At 64.9% G+C, this 21410-nt stretch carries 21 protein-coding genes; 6 read left to right on the plus strand and 15 right to left on the minus strand.

The window, feature by feature from the left end:
• Window positions 1–68 precede the first annotated feature (68 nt).
• The 3 genes from ACWDUD_RS28720 to ACWDUD_RS28730 form a co-directional block, all read right to left on the minus strand.
• The gene (locus tag ACWDUD_RS28720; RefSeq protein WP_450111541.1) at window positions 69–1442 is read right to left on the minus strand and encodes an MFS transporter; all 1374 of its coding nucleotides are present in this window, start codon (window positions 1440–1442) and stop codon (window positions 69–71) included.
• A gap of 142 nt (window positions 1443–1584) precedes the next feature.
• Window positions 1585–2067: an aromatic-ring-hydroxylating dioxygenase subunit beta gene (locus ACWDUD_RS28725; protein ID WP_450111542.1), complete on the minus strand. Its 483-nt coding sequence runs from the start codon at window positions 2065–2067 to the stop codon at window positions 1585–1587.
• A complete protein-coding gene (locus tag ACWDUD_RS28730; protein WP_450111543.1) occupies window positions 2057–3478 on the minus strand; it encodes an aromatic ring-hydroxylating oxygenase subunit alpha in 1422 nt (473 codons plus the stop codon). The genes ACWDUD_RS28725 and ACWDUD_RS28730 overlap by 11 nt, the downstream gene beginning before the upstream one ends.
• Between ACWDUD_RS28730 and ACWDUD_RS28735 the strand changes: the two genes are divergently transcribed.
• Entirely contained in the window at window positions 3466–4251 is a 786-nt protein-coding gene (locus tag ACWDUD_RS28735) for an SDR family NAD(P)-dependent oxidoreductase (protein ID WP_450111556.1), read from the plus strand. The two genes, ACWDUD_RS28730 and ACWDUD_RS28735, sit on opposite strands and share 13 nt — an antisense overlap.
• Before the next feature lie 92 nt (window positions 4252–4343).
• On the opposite strand, the gene ACWDUD_RS28740 is transcribed toward ACWDUD_RS28735, so the two are convergent.
• The 11 genes from ACWDUD_RS28740 to ACWDUD_RS28790 form a co-directional block, all read right to left on the minus strand.
• Window positions 4344–4907 (minus strand): NADPH-dependent FMN reductase, encoded by a 564-nt coding sequence (locus ACWDUD_RS28740; RefSeq protein WP_450111544.1) that lies wholly within the window; start codon window positions 4905–4907, stop codon window positions 4344–4346.
• Between the two features lie 20 nt (window positions 4908–4927).
• A complete protein-coding gene (locus ACWDUD_RS28745) occupies window positions 4928–5818 on the minus strand; it encodes a VOC family protein (protein WP_420749799.1) in 891 nt (296 codons plus the stop codon).
• A gap of 80 nt (window positions 5819–5898) precedes the next feature.
• Window positions 5899–7071 carry an acyl-CoA dehydrogenase family protein gene (locus ACWDUD_RS28750; protein ID WP_450111545.1) on the minus strand — a complete coding sequence of 391 codons (1173 nt, stop codon included), beginning with the start codon at window positions 7069–7071 and terminating at the stop codon, window positions 5899–5901.
• Between the two features lie 75 nt (window positions 7072–7146).
• Entirely contained in the window at window positions 7147–7716 is a 570-nt protein-coding gene (locus ACWDUD_RS28755) for an aromatic-ring-hydroxylating dioxygenase subunit beta (protein WP_420749797.1), read from the minus strand.
• A complete protein-coding gene (locus tag ACWDUD_RS28760) occupies window positions 7713–9041 on the minus strand; it encodes an aromatic ring-hydroxylating dioxygenase subunit alpha (protein WP_420749796.1) in 1329 nt (442 codons plus the stop codon). The genes ACWDUD_RS28755 and ACWDUD_RS28760 overlap by 4 nt, the downstream gene beginning before the upstream one ends.
• A 138-nt stretch (window positions 9042–9179) precedes the next feature.
• Window positions 9180–9512 (minus strand): non-heme iron oxygenase ferredoxin subunit, encoded by a 333-nt coding sequence (locus tag ACWDUD_RS28765; protein ID WP_420749795.1) that lies wholly within the window; start codon window positions 9510–9512, stop codon window positions 9180–9182.
• A gap of 27 nt (window positions 9513–9539) precedes the next feature.
• A complete protein-coding gene (locus ACWDUD_RS28770) occupies window positions 9540–10787 on the minus strand; it encodes an NAD(P)/FAD-dependent oxidoreductase (protein ID WP_420749794.1) in 1248 nt (415 codons plus the stop codon).
• A gap of 54 nt (window positions 10788–10841) precedes the next feature.
• On the minus strand, window positions 10842–11732 hold the full coding sequence (locus tag ACWDUD_RS28775) for a VOC family protein (RefSeq protein ID WP_450111546.1): 891 nt from the start codon (window positions 11730–11732) through the stop codon (window positions 10842–10844).
• Between the two features lie 135 nt (window positions 11733–11867).
• Complete coding sequence (locus ACWDUD_RS28780; RefSeq protein WP_420749792.1) at window positions 11868–12719, minus strand: alpha/beta fold hydrolase; 852 nt, start codon at window positions 12717–12719, stop codon at window positions 11868–11870.
• A gap of 25 nt (window positions 12720–12744) precedes the next feature.
• Window positions 12745–13392 (minus strand): pyroglutamyl-peptidase I family protein, encoded by a 648-nt coding sequence (locus ACWDUD_RS28785; protein WP_450111547.1) that lies wholly within the window; start codon window positions 13390–13392, stop codon window positions 12745–12747.
• Window positions 13389–14150 (minus strand): alpha/beta fold hydrolase, encoded by a 762-nt coding sequence (locus ACWDUD_RS28790; protein ID WP_450111548.1) that lies wholly within the window; start codon window positions 14148–14150, stop codon window positions 13389–13391. The genes ACWDUD_RS28785 and ACWDUD_RS28790 overlap by 4 nt, the downstream gene beginning before the upstream one ends.
• 205 nt (window positions 14151–14355) lie before the next feature.
• Between ACWDUD_RS28790 and ACWDUD_RS28795 the strand changes: the two genes are divergently transcribed.
• The 5 genes from ACWDUD_RS28795 to ACWDUD_RS28815 all read left to right on the plus strand — a co-directional run bounded on the left by ACWDUD_RS28795 (window position 14356) and on the right by ACWDUD_RS28815 (window position 19043).
• Window positions 14356–15171: a 2-keto-4-pentenoate hydratase gene (locus tag ACWDUD_RS28795; RefSeq protein WP_450111549.1), complete on the plus strand. Its 816-nt coding sequence runs from the start codon at window positions 14356–14358 to the stop codon at window positions 15169–15171.
• A 245-nt stretch (window positions 15172–15416) separates the two neighbouring features.
• Window positions 15417–16280, plus strand: coding sequence for an IclR family transcriptional regulator (locus tag ACWDUD_RS28800; RefSeq protein WP_450111550.1), 864 nt, complete (start codon window positions 15417–15419; stop codon window positions 16278–16280).
• Between the two features lie 108 nt (window positions 16281–16388).
• Window positions 16389–17036 carry a DUF2848 domain-containing protein gene (locus ACWDUD_RS28805; protein WP_450111551.1) on the plus strand — a complete coding sequence of 216 codons (648 nt, stop codon included), beginning with the start codon at window positions 16389–16391 and terminating at the stop codon, window positions 17034–17036.
• Between the two features lie 37 nt (window positions 17037–17073).
• Window positions 17074–18231 (plus strand): oxidoreductase, encoded by a 1158-nt coding sequence (locus tag ACWDUD_RS28810; RefSeq protein ID WP_282582457.1) that lies wholly within the window; start codon window positions 17074–17076, stop codon window positions 18229–18231.
• A gap of 2 nt (window positions 18232–18233) precedes the next feature.
• Window positions 18234–19043, plus strand: a complete 810-nt coding sequence (locus tag ACWDUD_RS28815) for a carbon-nitrogen hydrolase family protein (RefSeq protein ID WP_248676490.1) — start codon at window positions 18234–18236, stop codon at window positions 19041–19043.
• Between the two features lie 5 nt (window positions 19044–19048).
• Here ACWDUD_RS28815 and ACWDUD_RS28820 read toward each other — a convergent pair whose 3' ends face one another.
• Window positions 19049–21355, minus strand: a complete 2307-nt coding sequence (locus ACWDUD_RS28820; RefSeq protein WP_450111552.1) for a LuxR C-terminal-related transcriptional regulator — start codon at window positions 21353–21355, stop codon at window positions 19049–19051.
• Between the last annotated feature and the right edge of the window lie 55 nt (window positions 21356–21410).

Here is a 21410-nt window from a genome sequence, read left to right on the forward strand (position 1 = left end):
GTGGCCGTCGGACTGCAGTCCGACGGCCACCCGCGGCGGCATTTCCGTTACGACGCGATGTTATTCGGTCAGGAACTTCCGGCGACAGCCTCGTCCCCGGTCCGGGCGGGCAGAGCCTCCGAATCGGTCACTGCCTCGCCACGTACGTGGCGCCACAACACGAACGTCGCGACCGCGCCGATCAGCATGGGCACTGCGGACCAGAAATACAGGGCCCGCGGGCTGGCGACCAGCAGCGCGTAGCCGACCGCGATGGGGGCCGAGATGGAAAACAACCGGCCGATCCCGAGCATCCATCCGAGCGCGGTCGATCGATTCCGAACCGGATACAGCGGTGGCACCACCGCCATGAGCGCGGTGATCGCGATGAACGTGAACAGGCCGATGACGACAGTCAACGCGATGGCAACACCCGTGTAGGAGAAAACGGACGCGAAGACGACAATGGCGACACCGGTGACGGCCATCGCTATCCACAGCAGCTTCTGCGCGGAGATCCGCAGCGACCACGCTCCGAAGGCGAGCGCACCGAACACGCCACCGAGACTGAGGATGAGCCCGGCCGTCGTACCGAGCTGCGCACTACCGCTCGAGTCCTTGATCAGCTGCGGCGTCCAGAAACTCGCGAAGTAGAATGTCGCCATCACACACGAGTACGCGACCCACGACAGGATGGTGCGTACGTACATCCGCTGCTCGAACAGTCCCTGAATCGACCCGGAGGAGGCCGCCTTCGCGGGCAATACGGGCCGGGCGTCCGGATCGACGTCCGGGTTGCACAGTTTCGCCGCAAGCACGGCCAGCTTCGCTCGGTCATCGGGTGTGTTGCGGGTGACAAGGAACTCAATGGATTCGGGGATCAAGGTCCAGGTGAGAACGAATGCCGCACCGGTGATCAGGGCACCGAAGACGAACATCGCCTGCCACGCGCCGCCGAACGCGCCGATCAGGAGGGAACCGATGAATCCACCGACCAACGACCCGAGGGGAAACCCGATCGTGTAGACGCCCATGACCGCATTCCGGCGTTTTTCGGACGAGTACTCCTGCACCAGCACGGTCAGGCTCGCGGTCATCCCGCCGATGCCCAGGCCGGTAACGAGTCTTGACGCCGTGAGCATTTCGACGTTCGGAGCCGCGGCCGAGGCCACCAGGCCGACGAAGTTGACCAGCAGGCACCACAGCACCAGCGCTCGGCGACCGAATCGGTCACCGAGTGGGGAGAGCAGCAGCGACCCGATTGCCATGCCCGCCAGACCGGCGCTGAGCAGGTAGCCCTTCTGCGCACTGCTGTCGAAGAATCCGTCGGGTAGGTGCGGCAAGACGAAACCCATGACGAATACGTCGAATCCGTCGATGGTCAGGACCAGGAGGCAGGCCGTCAGGGCCAGGTACTGGAAGCGGCTCAGGGGCGACTTCCGGATCGCGGTTGCGATATCCATCGGGTGGTTCCATTCGGTGTGGTGGAAACTGACTCGGTTGGGTGATGGTCGAGTGACGCCTCCCTCCCCACTCGACGAGCATCTCCCGGGTGGAGCTCGTCACCCCGGGCAATCGGTTCAGGTCCGCTTGCCGGGTGACGAATCAGAGCGGGTAGACGAGGTACCGTGCGGGCATGCTGTCCAGCCGCACCGCGCGGCTCACGAACCGCGCGCCGTCGACAGAGATCTCGACCTCGTCCTCGTAGTATCCGGTGGCCAGCAGACCGGACAGAGAATCGTTCTCGGTGAAGCTGACGTGGAAGTTCGCCCGTACCTCCCACCGATTCTCCGCGACCTGCGCGACATGGGTGCGTTGGGTGACGTGGCGTGTGCGGTACGGTTCGATCGTCCCTGCCCAGACCTCGGTGATGAACTTGACCCGGTCCAGGATTCGTGCGCGATTGTCGTCGTACATGTAGGCCAGCGGCAGACCGCGTCGGATGTTGTCGAGCGTGTGCACCGTGTAGCTGCACTCATCCGCGAACAGATCGGGCCACCGATCCCAGTCCTGCTCGTCGAGCACCTGGGCGTAGCGCCCTAGCAACGCGTCGATCGCGCGCATCTCGTTGGAAGTCTCAGTGATCAAAACCCATCACCTCCCGGTAGTAGGCCCAGCCGACGGTGTTGCCGATCTCGTCGTTCTGGGTGGCATCCTCGGGACGACCGTCCACGCCCTTCACGAACCGGGCGAGTGTGCCGTCCGCGGCGGTCATCTGCTGCCGATTGAACACGGCGGCGTCCTCGATGGTGATGAAGCCACTCGGCCCCAACAGATTCGAAGCTTGCCGAACCCGGTGTTCGCGGTACTCCTCGGTGTCGCTGACGTGCCCGAAGAATGCGTAGCTCACCTCGGTGCGATCCACACCGCGGGGTCGGGCGAACCGCACATTGATCGTGTCGACGTGCTTGGTCATCACGGTCACCGGCCGCAGCGCCACGACCCGTGCCCGGTCATCGTTGCCGCGGAACTGAACCACACTGGGATCCGCCAGATAGCCGTTGTCCACATAGGGTGTGCTCTGGTAGCCGACCGAGAAATGACCAACGGGCTGGGTGATCCTCACGTCACCCTTGCCGCCCTGCCAACCCAGGATTCGGAAGCCGGTGTGTAAGAGCGGCGCGTGGTAGAAGTCGTTGTCGAAGTATGTCTTCCAGTTCGCCTTGTACACAACCTTCTGGTAGCCGAGCAGCGTCAGATCACCGTCGTCGATCAGGCAGTCGCGAATCGGCTCGGCAACCTCTCCCAGAAAAGTCTCCAGAAGCGGAGTCTCGGGGTGGCGGGTGACAAAGACCAGGCCGGCCATCTCGGACACCCGCAGCTCCGGCAGCCCGTAGTCCTTGCGGTCGAAATCCGACCGGAATTCCCGCTCCCCGGGTGCTCCACAGAACTCGCCTCCGTTGTTGAACAGCCATCGGTGGTACGGGCATTGGAATTCGGAGGCGACCCCTACCTCGCGCTGCTCCAGCAACGTCCCGCGGTGGGTACAGGTGTTGACGAACGCGCGAATCCGATCGTCGGAACCACGGCTGACGAGAATCGGAATCTCCCCCAGCCAGGTCGTCTTGAAACTGTTGATCTCGGTCAGTTCGGCGCGATGCGCAACCGGGTGCCAGTACGGACCGTAGAAGATGCGCTCGAGTTCCTCACGGTAGACGAGTGGATCGGAAAAGATCTCCTTCGGGATGTCGAGTGGGTTGGTGAATCGCGCTGCGATCGACGCACGTACCTGTTCGTAGTCGGTCGCGGATTCGGGTTCGGATATGGTGGTGTTCACCATGTGAGGGGCCTCCGCATCGAATGGTCCTCGGAAACAAGATGTTCGAGTGTGCCGGTGACAGTATCCGGGTGATTCCGGCGCTCGGAACGGGCGGTCGCCGATGTCGCCGATCCTATGGTTCCATTCAATTCCGGTCAACCCTGCAATAGCACGAAATCCGTTGTACCACAGGATAGAAAAGGAGAATTGACATGTCGTCACCGAGTATGCATCAGTCATTTCGGGGCCGAACGGCCGTCGTCACCGCCGCGGGCGCCGGCATCGGCCGCGCCATCGCGGTCGAGTGGTCCGCGCGGGGCGGTGCCGTTGTGGCCGCCGACGTGGACATCAGGGCGGCCCGCGCGACGGCCGCGCAGATCCGTGACCGCGGGGGCGAGTGCATCGCGGTCGCCGCCGACGTCACCGATTCCAGTGCCGTACCGGACGTGGTGGATGCCGCGTTGGCCGACTACGATCGCGTGGACGCGCTGTTCAACGTTGCCGGCGCGAGCCTGCCGAAACGAGTCGACGAGATGGACGACGCTGACTGGTATCGCGTGATCGACCTCAATCTGACGTCGGTGTACCGAGCCTCGAAGCACGTCATTCCGCAGCTGCGGCGCGTCGGAGGCGGCAGTATCGTCAACATCTCGTCGACGGCAGGGATTCTCGCCGAGAATCGTTGTTCCGCATACAGTGCCGCCAAAGCCGGTGTCCTGATGCTCACCCGGAACATGGCGATGGACTACGCCCCAGACAACATCCGGGTCAACGCCGTCTGCCCGGGTAGCACGATGACTCCCCGGATCAAGGACTACCTGGAGCGCGTGCCCGGGCACGGTTCGCTCCTGGACGGTCTGTGCCCGATGAATCGGTATGCAGAGCCCGAGGAAATCGCCCGTCCTGCAGTGTTTCTCGCGTCGGACGAGGCCAGCTACATCACGGGCGCCACCCTGGCCGTGGACGGTGGGCTCACTGCCGGAAAGCACTTCGCGATCTTCGAGGATGCCTGACCGGGTCCCGCACGCGCTACGCCCTGGTGTTCGGCGCCGAACACCAGGGCGTAGCGGTTACCAACGGGCGCGGTGTCCCGACGCCCGTCGGCCTATACCGCCCGGCCGAGCACCCGGCCGAGCACGCACACTTCGCTGCCGACTGTGCGTAGTTGGAAGTCGACTCGCGCATCGGGCGGCCCGTCGGAACCGAGCCGGGTGACCGACGAGTTGATTGCCGCGCCGAGCGGAGTGGGCCAACCCCGCAGTGCGTGGACGATGCTGCGCAGCGTCTGCAGGGTGGTCACCGCGGCCTGCCAGCCGTACGCAGTGGTGATACACCCCACTGCCCGTCCCGACAGGTACGGCCGTTCGTCCTCGCGCAGCTCCTCCACGTAGTCGAGGGCGTTCTTGACCAGACCCGACACCGAGCCGTGGTACCCCGGCGACGCGATGATCACCCCGTCCGCGAGGCGCAGTGCATCAACGAGGCGGTCGGATTCCGCGCACCGCGGGCGTCCGGGATCGTACATGGGCAGACGGGCGAGCACGTCGTTGCCGAACATCTCGGTTCGTGCCCCGGCGTCGGCGGCGGCGGCCAGCGCGATCTGCAGGGCCGTCTCGGTCGACGACCGCGTTTGCATCGTGCCGCCCAATCCCACGATGTACGGTTCCATCGGTCAGTTCACCGTCCTCATCAAACCATCTTCATGAGGCCGTCGTGACCCCATGCGAAGCCGGATCCGAGCGAATAGTTCTCCGCCGTCCAGTTCTCCGGATCCACCGTGCGCGGTCCCCACCCGTACTCGAAATGCCAACCGGAGGGATTGCGGAAATAGAACGAGAAGACATGGTCGTTCTGGTGGCGTCCCGTGGATGTACTGGTGATACCTCGTTCGAGGCACAGGTCGTAGCTGTGCCCCACATCGTCCATGCTGACGGTCTCGAACATCACGTGCTGGATGCGCCGCGGCGCTCCCGGGATGTGCATGAACGCGAGGGAATGGTGTCGGCGGTTGCAGTGCAGGAACACTGCGAACGGTCCGACCTGGGGAATGTGCGCGAAGTCGGTGACTCCGAAACCCAATACGCGCGAATAGAATCCGGCTGCGCCGACGACATCGTCGGCGTACAGGACGACATGCCCCATACCCATCTCGCCCGTGTTGAAGCCGGCGAGGTCGCGGGCAGGGCGGAACCGCGGCATGAAGACCGTCTCGTGGCCGAGGACAAGTTCCATCCGCACGCCGGAGTACGGGCACGTGAAGTACACGAAGTCCATGACGCGACGGTCGGCGGCCTCCTCGGGTGTACCCGCGGTCACCTCGACACCGGCCAGTTCCAGTGCGGCTGCGGCGGATTCGAGTGCGTCCCGGGAAGGGACGTCCCATCCCACGTACGCGACGTCGTCCTCATGTCCGGACCGCACCGCAATCCGGTGGTGTCGGTCGTCGGCGCGGACGTAGAGCAGGCTCTCCTCGCTGTCCCGCGACACCTCCAATCCGAGCACTTCCGTCGCGTAACGCTTCCATGCGGGAACATCGCTCGACGTCCCCACAACGTAACTGAGCTGGCTGACTGCGGCCATGATGTGTTTCTTCCTCTCGAAGCCCGGTTGTCGGGGTCCTGATTTGTCGGGATCTGGGGCCTGCCGGATGTGGGTACAGCTCAGAACACGGCGAGCTTGGGATCGCGTTCGAGACCGAGGACCATCCGGCCGTAGTGCTGGTCGTTGGCACGGGTGAACGAGACGTGGCTGGCCATCATGCGGATGTCTCGCCACTTCTGCTGCATCGGACTGGCCTCCTTGAACGCGGACGTGCCGCTGAGACGAAACAGCCGGTCGACCAGTCCAGTGAGCAGCTCCGCGACGCGGTTGTAGTCGCGCAGAATCTGCGCACGATCGGCGAGTTCGAGGCTGGTGGATGTGCGGGCAGCCGTCAGAACCCGGCGGATCGCAAGCCGCGCCAGATCGAGGTCGGCGGCGGCCTGCGCGATCGCCTCCTGGACGATCTCCGATCCCGCCGTCTGTGCCCGTCCGCGCGCCCACTCGACGAAGTGGTCGTAGGCGTCGAGTGCCGTCCCCATCATCGGGCCGAGGAACGTCAGACCGGCGTGCAGCGCAAGCGGCTGACGATAGAGCGGCCCATGATTGACTTCACGGCCCGGCCCGTCGCCCGCGACCAGTGCTGTCGCGGGCAACACGTATCCGTCCGGAACGAACACGTCGTCGACCACGATCGTCTTGCTGCCGGTACCGCGCATCCCGGCCGCATACCAGTCGTCGTCGATCGTGAAGTCACCCTTTCGCACCAGGAAGTGATGGTTCGCCGCCCGGCCATCGTTCTTGATGAGCCCACTCACGACCACCCAGTCCGCATGATCGACACCACTGGCGAAGCCGTGCCGGCCGGTCAGTCGGTAGCCGCCTTCGACCTTCTGTACCGTCGCGGCGGGAGCGAGCGACGCGGCGATACATGTATCCGGGCCGTCCTCCCACACCGCATCCTGCGCACACTGCGGGAAGAACCCGACCATGTGGGCGTCGTGCGGCAGCAGCGCCGCGCACCACGCTGTCGACGCGCACGCGCGCCCGAGTTCCACGGACACGTCGTACATCGTGTCGAGCGTCAGCTCGTCACCGCCGTACCGGCGCGGGGCCAGGATCCTACCTCCCAACCCGGCGCCGATGAGCTCCTCGATCGATTCACGCGGCACCGCACGCAACATCTCGGTGCGCCGCGTGCGCTCACGGATCGCCGGCGCGAGCGCACGCGCGCGCTCGACGAGCTCTTCGTGCAGCGCCAGACTCGTCGGGTTCTCGATGTCGCTGACTACCATGGCATTCCATCTCCTTCTTCGGCCGCGATGCGGCCGAGACATCACGCTCGGAGCCCATCGAGAGCCGAGCAGGTCCTAGAACAGCACGCTCAGATTCTTCGATTGCACTACGTTCTGGTCCAGCAGAATCGTGCGCTTGGCGATCTTGAATCCCTCGTCGACGACCCGCAGCACGTCCCGCCGCTCACCGGCCCAGATGTCGGTCTCGGATTCGAGCCGGTTGCGGTAGACCAGGAAGTTCGACCACACGTCGTATTCCTGCGGCGTGCCGGCCGGCGCGTCGTTCGCGACGCTCGGGGACACACGCACGTTCGTGACGAGATGCCGGCACCGTGACGGCGGATCTTCCGCCCAATGCGTGCCCGACTGCATTTGGTTCACCCGGATGCGCAGCGAATCGAAATCGTCGTAGAAGTGCGCCATCTCGATACCCCGGGGTACCTCGTCCTGGTCTCGCTGGCGGCGCAACCGATTCTTGCGCACCGGCATCCAGTACAGGATGTCGTCGGCGAACAGCTCCAGCCAACGATCCCACTGCCAGTGGTCGAGCAGCTGCGCCTCGGTGAACAGGAATTGCTCGATGCGGTGCTGCAGCACCACGCGTTCGAGTTCCCCGGCGGTCACGGTATTCGCGTCGACGGTCATCGAGCACCTCCCGCCGTCCGAGCGGTCGACGCGGGCTGCGGCCGGCTGTCGGCACCGCGTTCCTCCGGCGGGATCACCGGCCACGTCTCGCTGGTCATGAACTCCAGCCAGCGCCGGTAGAATCCGCGCTGCCCCGCCTCACCGAAGAACGAGTCGTAGTACTCGCCCGGCATTTCGGGATGGTCGCCGCCGGTGCCCAGACCCATCTCGTAGTTCCATGCCATCTTCCGCGCCTGGTAGCCCTGCTCCAGGATGGCACCGATCATGCCCCAGTTCTCGCCGTCGTCCGTCTCCACGACGCCGGCAGCACCTTCGGTGAACGACGCTGAAACCTGCTGGGCTCGCTTCGCCTCCTCCGGCGCGTTCTTCTCCACGACAGTGAAGGACCAGATTTCGAACTTGTTGGGTCCCTTCGGATGCCATACACGGATGTTGGCCGATCCGGGTAGACCGGCGAAGTTCGGGAAAGCATTGAAATTGGCGACCATGTCGGCACGGTCGCCGACCCGCTCGCGGGCGATGCGGCGCTTGTTCTCGTTGTACTGGCCCAGTGGATCGTCCGAGAACCGGGTGTGGCGCTCGAACAGGAAGCTCTCACCATGGCCTTCACGCAGCGATACGTGCGCCCCGTCCTTGGCCTCGAAACCGGGCCCGAACGACAGCAGCGAGGACAGGTGACTCGTCGTGGCGTGGTAGGTGTCGCCGGCGAACTGCTCGGCGGCGAGCTTCCAGTTGGCGTTGATAGTCCACTTGATCGCCCCGGGAAGAACCTCGATGCCGCCCTCGGCGTGGTCGACCCAGCCGTCGATGTAGTACTTCAGGTCGCCCAGGTACTCGTGCAGCGGCGGTGCCGTTGGGTCGAAGTTGCCGAAGATCAGCCCCTTGTAGCTGTCGATTTGGGCCACCTGGATCAGGCCGTTGTCCTCGAGCGACAACCTGTTGTAGTACGCGTCGTCGAGGTTCGGCACGCCGACGAGCTTGCCGGCGCTGTCGTACGTCCACCCGTGGTAGGTGCACATGAACGACCGGGTGTTGCCCTCCTCGGCACGGCAGACCCGCATGCCCCGATGCCGGCAGACGTTGAGGAACGCTCGGACGCTGCCGTCGGGCTGGCGTGTCACCAGCACCGGGTCGCCGCCCATGTAGGTGGCGAAGAAGTCGTGGGGCTCCGGGATCATGCTGTCGTGCGCCAGGAACAACCACGAACGTCCGAAAATGCGTTCTTGCTCCAGCTTGTAGATTTCGTCGCTGACGAAGATCTCGGGTCCGACGATACCCTCTTTCCAGTTCACCAGCGATTGCAGATGGTCGGCGTCAACGGCCACGATATTCCCCTATCTCTCTCAGGGTTCGGCACGGAAGACGATGCGCCTTCCGGCATCTGGGTGGGTGTCCGACCTGCACCGCGCTCACTTTGTGCAGTCCAGGTCGATCCACTCGTTCTGGGTTTTCGAACAGCGACGTCAGTCCTCGAGCACGACATAGACCACGCCGTCGATCACTTCCACGTCGTACCTGGCCAGCGGGACGGTCGCCGGCGGCGCCGTGACCGCTCCTGTCCGGATGCAGAACTTCGCGAAGTGCCAGCCGCACTCGATCTGGTCACCGTCGATGTAGCCCTCGTCGGCGAGCGACGATTTGTCGTGCGAGCACCAGTCCGCGGTGGCGTAGAACTCGCCGTCGATGTTGTACACGGCGATCGGTGGACGTGTGTCGACTCGGATTACGTTGCCGGGTTCGAGATCTGTGACCGCGCAGGCACGCACCACATTTCTCGAAGTCTCCGTGCTTGCCATGGTTTTCCTCCTCCTACCGATGCACTCCTACCGAGGTACGACGGTTGCGGGTGACGGGGCGTCGTCGAGCGTGCGCAGGTCCACGGACGGGTCGGCGAGCAGCGCCGGATCGGGGCGCATCCGTTTGTCGATCATGGTCATGGCGGTCCGGATGTCCCGCCGTCGGTTGACGCCGATCGCCGCGGTCACCGCTCCGTCACGGAGATAGAACTGGGCGAAGTCCATCTCTTCCGGATCGCCCCGAATGATCACCGTGTCGTCTGCTCGGGCACGACCGGCAGCCTGGACATTGATTTCCCCCTGGTCGGACCAGAACCAAGGCACGTCACGGAAGGGTTCGCGGTGCCCGAGCATCGATCGGGCTGTCGCGATGCCCTGGTTCTGTGCGTTCTGCCAGTGTTCGAGCCGCACCTGGCCCCCCGCGAACTCGTTGGGACCGCACGCCACATCGCCGGCGGCGAACACGCCCGGAAGCGACGTCTCGCCGAACTCGTCGACAAGGATCCCGTTGCCGACCTCGATGCCGCTGTCGCGCGCGAGATCGTCCACCGGTACCACGCCGATGCCGATCACGACCAGGTCGGCATCGACAACCGTGCCGTCGGCGGTGTGCACCCGACGAACCCGATGATCACCCTCGATGCGCGTCACGTCGGCGTTCGTGTGGATGGCCACCCCCTGGTCGCGATGCCACTGTGCCAACCGATCGCCGACACGGCTGCCGAGGGCACGGCGGAGCAGCGCGTCGTCACGCTCGAGCACGGTGACCGTGTTTCCGAGTGCCACCGCAGCCGCGGCGAGCTCCATCCCGATCAACCCGCCGCCGACGATGACGACGGATCCTCCGACCTGCATGCCGTCACGGACGGCGAGCGCGTCGTCGACGGTGCGCAGGAAGTGCACGCCGTCGAGTTCCATCCCCGGGATGTCCGGGCGGCGTGGTGCCGTGCCGGTGCAGATCAATACCTTGTCCCCGCGGATCACCGACCCGGTGTCGAGACGGATACGGCGCTCGTGGGGGTCGATATGGGTCGCCCGGGTCCCGAGGAGCAGTTCGATATCGTTGTTGTGGTAGTACTCCGGATCACGGAGCAGGATGTCCTCTGGTGTCCGGCCGCCGAGGATCAGCTCCTTGGAAAGTGGCGGGCGATCGTACGGGAGACGATGCTCGGACCCGACGAGGACGACGCGACCGTCGAATCCCTCGGTGCGGAGCGTCTCGACTGCTCGTGTGCCGGCCAGGCTCGCGCCGACCACGACGTAGGTTTCGGTCATCTCGGTATCTCTGTCGTATCGATTGTGCGTGCAGATGCGATGGGTGTTTCGGGGTCAGGACTCGCTGTCGGTGTCGGGCCGGTCCCGGTGGTGCCCCCAGAGACTGGTGGCGTCGTAGTTGGTCACTCGCCAGGTCGTGTCGTCGACCAGCCGCCCGTCGTAGCCGTACTCGACCTCGGATCCGGACGGGTTCTTCATGAAGAAGGAGATCGCTCGGTCGTTCGTGTGCCGCCCCAACGTCTCGGTCAGGGTGACTCCGCGGCTGTCGACCTCGTCGAGGGTGCGCCCGACGTCGTCGATGTCGTCCACCTCGAGCATGAAGTGCCCCAGCGCGGGTGCCAACTCTTCATTCTGCACGAACGCAAGGCTGTGGTGACGGGGGTTGACGTGCAGGAAATGCACTTTCCGGCCGTGGAATTCGATCGTGTCGCTCAACCGGAATCCGAGTGAGCCGAGATAGAACTCCTTGGCCGCGTCCAGGTCGGTCACGAAGAAGAAGACGTGCCCCAACCCGAGATCGCCGGTGACGAACCGGACGCCGCGCGGCGAGACGAACGGGTACTTCGGGATGTGGGGCCCGTAGAAGAACTCAAGCCGGTGGCCGTCGGGATCGACGCATCGGATCAAGCCCTCGACCCGACGTTCCTGGGCGCACGCCTGATCCTCCTCGACGGTGACGCCGGCCGCCGAGAGACGGTCACCGAGATCGTCGAGTGCCCGCCGATTCGCGACCTCCCATCCGACGTATGCCGCACCGCCGGTCTCGCCCTGATGGATCGCGAACCTCCAGGACTGCTCGTCGGCCCGGAGCAGCACGGTGTCGCTCTCCACACCAATCTTCTCTGAAACATTCTGCAAACCAAGAACTTCAGTTCCGTATGTGCGCCAGTCGTCCAGGTTCTCCGCATACAGGCCCAGGTACCCGAGTCCGACGATTTCGGTCATGATCGCGTGTTACCTTCCTAATATCTGCCGTGGGACATGAGCCCGGTTCCGGCTGTCCGCGTCCAGCTTCGAGGTTCGATGTCGTTGCGACAATGCCTCCGATCCGCCCACCGGAACACCCGGGATGCAAGCAATTCACTCTCTCAACGAGAGGAATGTCCGTACGGCTGCGACGAATTCGCGGGGACGTTCGAACGGCGGCCAGTGCCCGCACTCGTTGAGCACGACCAGATCCGCATTCGGTAGATGGCTCAGCAGCAGAAGCGCGCCCTCGAGCGGCACCATTCGGTCGTGCCGGCCGTGGACGACCAGGATGGGAACCGTGACCGACGGCAGCGCATGGAGATTGCCGCGCGGCACACTGGTCGAGCGGGACCATGCCTCGGCGTGTTCGGGTTCACGGCACCGCCACCGGTACATCCGGTCGACGAGATCGTCGTCGACGAGGGCGGTGTCGTGCAGCAGTGCCCGCAGCAGGCGGGCGATGCGATCCCGATCGGGCCGGCCGCTCTGACATTCGTCGAACAGTCGCGCCACTTCGGTGGGGGCCGGGGCGAGCAGATACGGGTCCCCGCCGGTGGAGGCACTGCAGCCACCGATCACCAGCCCGGTCACCCGCTCCGGCGCGGTCAACGCGAGGTCCAGCCCGACCGTTCCGCCGGTTGACACACCGATCACCGTCACGGCATCGAGACCGAGTTCGTCGAGGACGGCTACCGCGTTGCGTACATACAGGTCGTGTACCGGTTCGTGGAACTCACGGGGGCCGCTGCGCCCGAAGTTGGGATAATCCACGACGATGCAGCGATGATCGGTGGCGAGGTCGGCGAGGACCCTCTGATAGACCAACCAACCGGTCGTGCCCGGCAGTGGACCGAACGCCGGGTTGATCAGCAGGGGTTTTCCGACACCGACGTCGTGGTAGTGGACGGTACCTCCGTCCACCTGCAGCGTGCGGCTTCCCCAGTTCTCCGACAGCTCCGACACGGTGTCCCTTTCCCTAACCGTCAACTCAGCTGATCGCGCCCGCACCGAGACGCAGGTCCGGACCGTCGTGCTGTGCCGACACCGAGATCGCCACCAGCACCGCCTGTTCGAGTAGAGCGAGCGGCATCGAAGGCAGCGGCGTCGTATCCCCGGTAGCCCGAGCTGGAACCACCGGTATGTGCACCATCCCGGCCCGCACCTCCGTGCCCGCCGTGAGATGTCGAGCGAGATAGAATGTTTGGTTGCACAGGTACGTGCCTGCCGTGTTGGACACGTACCCCGGAAGGCCGGCGCGGTGCCAGCTGTCCATAACCGCCTTGACCGGAAGCGTGGTCAGATACGCGGGGGGCCCACCCACGACAACCGGCTCGTCAATCGGCGTGCTGCCGTCGGTGTCGGGAATCGGAAAGTCCCGAACGTTGAGCGCCACGCGTTCGAGCGCGGGCGCGGTGCGGCCAGGAGCCACCCCTGTCACCACCACGACGTCCGGGCGCGCCCGATCGAGTGCCGAGACGAGTGCGGACTCCACCGTGGCAGTGTTCACCGGTAGCACGGACCCGACGATTCGGTAGTCGCCGACCTGTCGTCCGTCGAGGCGGCGTGCGATCGCACCGCTCGGATTGTCGGTCTCCTCGGCATAATCCCCGAAGCCGGTGACGAGAACGGTGCTCATCCCGCAGACACCGTCGCACACCGGTCCTGGAAAGCCGCGAATTCGGCGACGAACCACTCAGGACGTTCCAGCATGACCGACGACTGTGTCAGGCCGGGTGCGATGAACAGTTCGGTGTTCGGGGCCTGCTTGTGCCAGATGAACGCGTCGTCAACGGGGTGGATCGAGTCGTCGAGATCGCCGCGGCACACGAGGGTGGGAACTTCGATTTCCGACAGATGTGGCCGAAGGGTGAAGTACTCCTGGAACTCGGTGGTGCTGCGTGTGGTGGCGTAGAACGCCACGGCATCACGCCAGTCGTCACCGTGAAGCTGCTGCCATTCGCGCGCCTGATCGCTCTCCGGATCAACTTCGGTGAAAACCGAATTGAGAGAAGCATTCCCACTGTTGCTCAAGCCGATAATGGGTGCATCCACCGTGAGCGTGCGCACGCGGTCCGCCTTGTCGAGCACGAGGCGCCCGGCGATCCGCGAGCCGAGCGATACACCGGCCACATGCACCTTGTCGAGGCCGAGAAGGTCCAGCAGTCGCCACAGATCCTCCACCCAGACCTGCGGGCGTTCGAGCGGCGCGACCCGGGCACTCCGACCGAGCCCCCGCAAGTCCGGCACGATCATCCTGTACCTACCGGCCAACTGCGGCACGAGATCGCCGAACCACCGCCCGGATGCCGCGGCGCCGTGGATGAGCAGAACCGGATCACCCTGCCCCTGATCCTCGTAATGGATTTCGACACCGTCGATTTCCACAGTAGCCATGAGTGTGTATCCCCTTTCGGAATCCAGACTGTCGGGAGATCAGGCTGGTGCGGAGCGCCGCAGTCGGCAATGCCGGTGTTCCGCCTGATGGTCCGAACGACCCGACGATCCGGCGATGTTCCAACCAACGGACCGTCGAGATTCCCCGCGCTTCCCCGGCAGTCCAGGGTGAACTCCCACAAGGCGATTCACTCGAGGAGCAGACATGGCATCGCACATCGACAACACAGCTCACACTGTCGAACAGTTGAAAATGATCGACACCCTCGCAGATCTGTTGTTGCGGGCAGAATCGGAACGTACCGACCGCGCACCGCTCACCGACGAGTATCCGGAACTCGACATCGAAACGGCCTATCGCGTACAGGACGAGATGCTGAGTCGGCGAGTGGAGCGAGGGGAAAACGTGGTCGGTGTGAAGCTGGGGCTGACGTCCGTCGCCAAACAGCGTCAAATGGGTGTGTCCGCACCGTTGACCGCCTGGCTCACGGACGCAATGGCACTGCCGCCGGGTGCCCCGCTGCCGCAGGACCGTCTGATCCACCCGCGCATCGAACCGGAGATTACGTTCGTGATGAAACGGCGTCTGGTCGGGCCTGGCGTCACCGCCGCTACCGCGCTCGCGGCGGTGGATCGGGTCTACGCTGGACTCGAGGTAATCGATAGCCGGTTCGCAGACTTCCGCTTCACCCTGCCGGATGTGATCGCCGACAACGCGTCGTCGGCCTATTTCACGACCGGGTCGGTCGGTGTCGATCCCGCGGGCCTGCACCTTCCGTTGGAAGCGTGCCTGCTGGAGTCCGATGGCCGCGTCGTCGACGTCGGTGTCGGCGCGTCGGTACAGGGTCATCCTGCGCAGGCGCTGGCACTGGCTGCCAATTCTCTTGCCGAGCGCGGACACGCAATCGAGGCCGGATGGATCGTGATGACCGGTGGAATGACCGATGCCGTGGCGGCGCCGGCAGGTACAACGATCTCCGCACAGTTCACCCATCTGGGTTCGGTCGGGCTGATGTGCTGACGGTCGGAAGGCGGAACATACCGATCGGTCTACCGGTGTTCATGTACGTGGATGGGTAGTTCCTCGGTAGTTCCCCCGATGCGACGGTGCCTACTGCCCTCTTACAGTCGACGAGCAGGTCGAACGCGAGACACAGGGCGTACGCCGGCCCCCGAAAAGGCCGTGTACAGCCATCGTGCATGTCGCCGCGGACCACAGCCCCAGACCGCCGACCGGCGGTCGGCCCTCGCGACCGAGAGGCAACCATGATCCCGCCCAGCACCACTGCACCGATCCGGCCGCCCGCGCACTCCCCGAACAACGGGGCGAACATGAAGCTGATCCCCGGCCCTGAGCATCCCGATCGGGATTCGTCCACCTCGGTGGCGAAGGCCCTCGCGCTCTTGAGCAGCTTCACCCCAAATCGACCGAGGATGGGGGTGTCCGAAATCGCACGCCGTGCCCGTCTCCCGAAGTCCACCGCTCATCGACTGCTCACCGTCCTGGTGGAGTGGGAGATGGTGCACAAGCACGGTACCGAATACTCTCCCGGCCCGCGGTTGAGCGAGCTGTCCGTACTCGCCGAGCGACCCGACACCCAGGATCTGCGCCGTGTGGCCCTTCCGCACCTACTGGACCTGTACGAGATGACCCACGAGACGGTAAATCTGTGCGTACTCGCCGGGCAGGACGTGTTGTACGTCGACAAGATCCACGGTCACAACAGCGTCGACTCACCGGCGTGCGTCGGTGGTCGGATCCCAGCCACCAACACTGCGGTCGGCAAGGCACTGCTGGCATTCAGCAGCAATGACGTACTCGCCCGTGTCGCAGACAATCTGCGTCCCGCCACATCGTTCAGCATCGCTACACCACTGCAACTCGCGCGCGATCTCGACACTGTCCGACAGTTCGGTATCGCATATGACCGACAGGAGACGAAGTCCGGATTGACCTGCGTCGCTGCACCCGTGCGCAGCTGGTCGGGGGCGGTCGTCGCGGCCGTGTCCATCTCAGGTCCGGTGCACCGATTCCGGCCCGCGAGCGCGGTACCCGCCATCCGTATGGCGGCCGCCGGGATCGCCAAGCTCACTCAGGAGGCGAATTGGCAGCGACAGAGTCACGGCTAGCGCCCCCGGCCTCCCCTCCCCCACCCGCACCGTGATACCTACGTCCACAGAGAGGACCGACCCATGCCCCTACTGACCTTCGAACTGCCCGACCGAGAACAGGTTGCAGTGACGGTCAACACCCTTCTCAACGCCGGCTACGCCGGTCGCAGCCAGGCGGACGTTGCCGCGCATATCGAGGAGTTGGCGGAACTGGGCGTTCCTGCCCCGCAGCGAATTCCGTGCATCTACCCACTTTCTCCGTATCTGGCCATGCAGGTCGACGAGGTGCCCGTCCAACACGCCCTGACCTCCGGAGAGGCGGAATGGGCACTCGTGGTATGCGGAACCGAGCCAGACGACTTGCTTCTGACCGCCGCCTGCGACCACACCGACCGACATCTCGAGCAACACGGCGTGGCATGGAGCAAGCAGGCCGCACCCGATGTACTTGCCCGCCAGGCATGGCGGCTGACGGATGTCGCCGACCGCATCGACCAACTCACCTTGACCGGTAAGGTCCTGACCGATGCTGGAACGCAGGTGATCCAAAATGGCACACTTGCCGAACTGCTGAGCCCGCTGTACTGGGTGGACGAACTGCGGGAACGCGGCTTGCTCGAGCCCGGCACCGTTCTCATGTCCGGCACCATCCCGATGCGCACCGAGGTCGACCAGTTCAGCGCCGGGTGGAGCGTCGAACTCGGCGATCCTCACACGAACCGGTCGATTTCGTTGTCGTATTCCGTGCAGCAGACTCCACCCGCGGTCGACTGACGCATCGTCCGATCGCTTCACCTCCCAGGAGCCCGTAATGCACTCATCTTCAGATCCTTGGTCCCCGCTGCCGCTGAGATCCGGTACCACACTCAGAAATCGGTTCCTTCTCGCACCCATGACAACCGATTCCTCTTATCCGGACGGGTCGGCCACCGAGGCCGAGCTGACCTATCTTTCCCGCCGGGCCGCAACCGAATTCGGCGCGGTGATCACCTCCTGCGCCTACGTCCATCCTGCCGGACGGGCATGGCAGGGAATCGGTGCGTCCGGCGAATCCCACCTTGACAGCCTGCGAGCGGTCGCGCGCGCGGCGCGCGGTGGCGGCGGCGTCGGCATCCTGCAGATATACGACGGCGGTCGAATCGCGCTACCCGAACTGATCGGACCCGACGCACTGCGTGGCCCCTCCGCTGTGCCGTCCGCCCGACCCAATGCCCGCACACCCAGAGCGCTCCGTGACGACGAGATCGAGGATCTCCTCGCCGCGTTCGGACGGGCGGCGGACTATGGAGTGAAGGCGGGCTTCGACGGCATCGAAATCCACGGCGCCAACCACTATCTGATCCATCAGTTCTTTTCGCCGCGAGCCAACCGCCGCACCGACCTGTGGGGTGGCAGCCTCGAGGCACGGATGCGATTCCCGCTCTCCGTCGCCCGCGTCGTGCGCGAAACTGTCGGCGACGCAGTGACCGTCGGGTTCCGGATCACACCGTTCGAATCCGAAACGGGCGGGTACACACTTGACGACGCCGCGAGATTGGCCGATCGACTGGCCGCCGAGGGCATGGACTACATCCACATCTCCATGGACAACTTCCGCCGCAACTCGCCACAGCCGGAAGACCGGGACTGGACGAAGAGCCGACAGCAGGTGGAGTCACGTAATCCGATCGAGGCGATCGCCGAGGCGGTGGACGGGCATAGCGCCGTGGTCGCCAGCGGGGGCATACGCACCCTGGACGACGCCCGGACCGCCCTCACCGCCGGTGCCGACCTGGTCGCGATCGGACGTGCGGCGCTCGTCGACCCGGAATGGGTGGACAAGATACAGGCCGGCGCACATTCGCAGATCCGCACCCACTTGCCACCGGATGCCGGCGACATCGAATCGACCCTGACCATTCCACCGCGAATGGTGCGCTACCTGCTCAGCCGCCCGGGATGGATTCCGCGGGTAGGACAGGACAGCTGATCATGAACGACACCTTGCAGATAGCGTTGTGCCAGATCGCGTCGACCGGCGATCCGGACCGCAACCTTGCCACGGTCCGCGCCGAGGTCGGACATGCCGCCCGCGCCGGCGCCAGGGTTGTGGTGTTCCCGGAGGCCACCATGGCGCACTTCGGGACCGAACTCGGCGCGGTCGCCGAACCGATCGATGGACCGTGGGCCTGTGCGGTCGCCGCCATCGCGGACGAGCACGATGTGCTCGTCGTGGCCGGCATGTTCACCCCCGACGGTGCCCGCGTCCGCAACACCGTGATCATTACCGGTCTCGGTCAGCATTTCGGCTACGACAAAATCCACCTCTACGATGCGTTCGGATACCGCGAATCGGACACCGTGGCACCCGGCAGCGAATGTGTCACGGTCACCGTCGACGGTCTGGTACTCGGCGTCGCCACCTGTTATGACATCCGCTTTCCCGCTCTGTTCCAGCGGTTGGCCGAGGACGGGGCGAGCGCGGTACTGGTACCGACGTCCTGGGGAGCCGGCGACGGGAAAGCCGACCAATGGGACGTGTTGGTACGGGCACGGGCCCTCGACTCTGGGTGTTGGGTACTCGGATGTGATCAGGCCGACCCGCGTACGGCCGGTGTCGCGGTCCGGCCCGACGCTCCCACCGGGATCGGGCGGTCCCTCGTTGCGGATCCCTCGGGTGCCGTCGTGGCGCGCCTGGGCGCCGAATCGGGGATGCTCCTCGCCGGTATCGACGGCGCCGCGTCAATCGCGGCGCGGCGACGAACGGGCGTGCTGGCCAACCGTTCCCGCACGGTGTACTAGCTCGTTCAACGCCGCTGTGTGGCCAGCAGGACCGCGACCTGTGTCCGCGAATTGACACCGAACTTGGTGAAGATGTGTTCGACATGGCTGTCCACGGTGCGCAGGGCGATCACCAGTGTCTGTGCTATCTGTTTGTTCGTGAGCCCCTGGGCAAGCAGCTGGGCGATCTGCGTCTCGCGGGGCGTAAGGAGGGCGAGGAGCGCGTCCTCGGACGAGAGTTCCGCCTCGTCCGAGGACTCCTCACCGAGCGCGTAGTCGATCGTGCGATCCACCTCCATCCTCGCGCCCTCCCCGAATTGATATTCGAACTCCTTCTCTCCAAGCACCTTTCGGACATCAGCTTCCGTACGGCTGCTCCAGGATCGCAGTTCGAACCCACCCGGGTAGATCCCCAGCGGCTCCCACATCCGACGCACCGCCCCCAGAAGCCGCGCCGAGCGCACGGCATCACCTTCGGCGCACGCAACCCAGGAGAGCAACTCCACAACCACAGCGATACCCAGCACGTCGTGGAAGGGTCGCTTGACCGCGAGCGCCTCCCTCAACGCGCGTGCCGCGGCCGCAGCGTCTCCGCGCATCCAGTGCGCCAGTCCCGTGAATGTGAGAACCCACGACAGCGACCACCGCTCGCCTAGTTCTTTGCATAGGTGAAGCCCTTGTTCGAGCACCGCGAGAGCCCGTTCGGGCTCCTGCCGGTGACACAGAGCCCACCCCAGGTGCTCCATCGCGAGGACCTGCTGCGCAGATGTCCCGTTCTCCGACTCCATCGCCATGCCCTCCTCGATCAAGGTCATGCCCAGCGATGGGTTGCCGAGGTTGTGCTCGGCAATGCCGCGTATGTGGGTCGCGTGAGCGAGTCCGATCGCGTCTCCTGCTTGCCGAGCGGCGTCCTGACTGCCACGAAGCAGATCGAGCGCGACGACGGCCTTACCTTCGGCTATCGCGAGATAGCCGTTGGCCCACAACGCTGCTGCACGTTCGGGTCCAGCATTGTCGTCGAGCGCCAGGCACCGGTCCAGCCAGTGCCGTCCCTCCCGTTGCTGTCCGCATCCGAGCCAATACCAGAAAAGCGCCGAACTCATGCCGAGCGCGGCGCGCCCTCCCTCGGGGTCGGAAACCAGCGAATCCAGGACTGCTCGCAGATTCGCCTGTTCCCGACGCATCCGTTCGACCATTTCCTCCTGGCCGGGCCCGAACCAGTTCTCGTCGAACTCGCGTGCGAGCCGCTGGTAGTACGCGCGATAACGCCCGACAACCGCAGCGTCGAGCGGATCTTCGCGCAGTTTCCGCAATCCGTACTCGCGCACCGTCTCGAGCATGCGATAGGTGGGTCCGTCGCTCGAGTTGTGCATCACAAGGATCGATTTGTCCACTAGCGCCACGATGTGTTCCACGACGACCTCTCGGGGGAGATCGTCGTCGCTGCAGACACACTCGGCGGCGTTCAGGTAGATGGAGCCGGTGAAGATCGACATGCGTTCCCACAGAAGCCTCTCGTGCTTCGAGCACAGGTCGTAACTCCAGTCCAGGGTTGCCCACAACGACTGATGGCGGGGGGCAGCGGAACGGTCGCCCAGGCTGAGAAGCCGGTGGTGGTCGTCCAGACGAACCAGCAATTCGCGGGGTGACAGTGCCCGCATCCGTCCAGCCGCGAGCTCGATCGCCAGCGGCAACCCATCGAGCCGGCGGCACAATTCCTCCACCGTGCGCTCGTTGTCAGCGGTGATCCGAAACTCCGGCGCCGCAGCCGTGGCCCGTTCCTCGAACAACCGCACAGCCTCCGGGCGTACGTCATCGGGGCCCCGCCCGCTGTGCGAGACACGGACCGGAAGCGGCTCGACCTTGAAGATGTGTTCACCGGTAACACGCAACGGTTCGCGGCTGGTGGCAAGGATCCGCAGCCCAGGGCAAGCGGACAGGAGGTTCCGTACCAGGATCGCGGTTTCGTCGAGCAGATGCTCACAGTTGTCGAGGACCATCAGCATCTCGCGCCCGCGCAGATAATCGACCAAGGTCGCCACCACATCCGACTGGTGAACCGGGGCTCCGACAACCTGGGCCACCGTCATCGCTACCAGTGCCGGATCGGCGACCTCGGCCAGCTCGACGAGCGTTGCGTGATCCGCGAAGCCGCGCTCGGCTTTGCGGGCGACGTGCACCGCGAGACGCGATTTGCCCACGCCGCCGATACCTGTGAGGGTGACCAGTCTCGAGTGAGCAAGTAGTCGCCGGATCTCAGTGGTTTCGGTGCCTCGTCCGACGAGGGCCGTCACATCTGCAGGGAGCCGCGGCGGCGGAACATCGGGCATCATGTCCTCTCAATAGTCCATGCTGCGCCGATGTTCAAGGGGAGCGGGGACGGACCGG

This window comes from Rhodococcus sp. NPDC003382 (genome assembly GCF_053589135.1).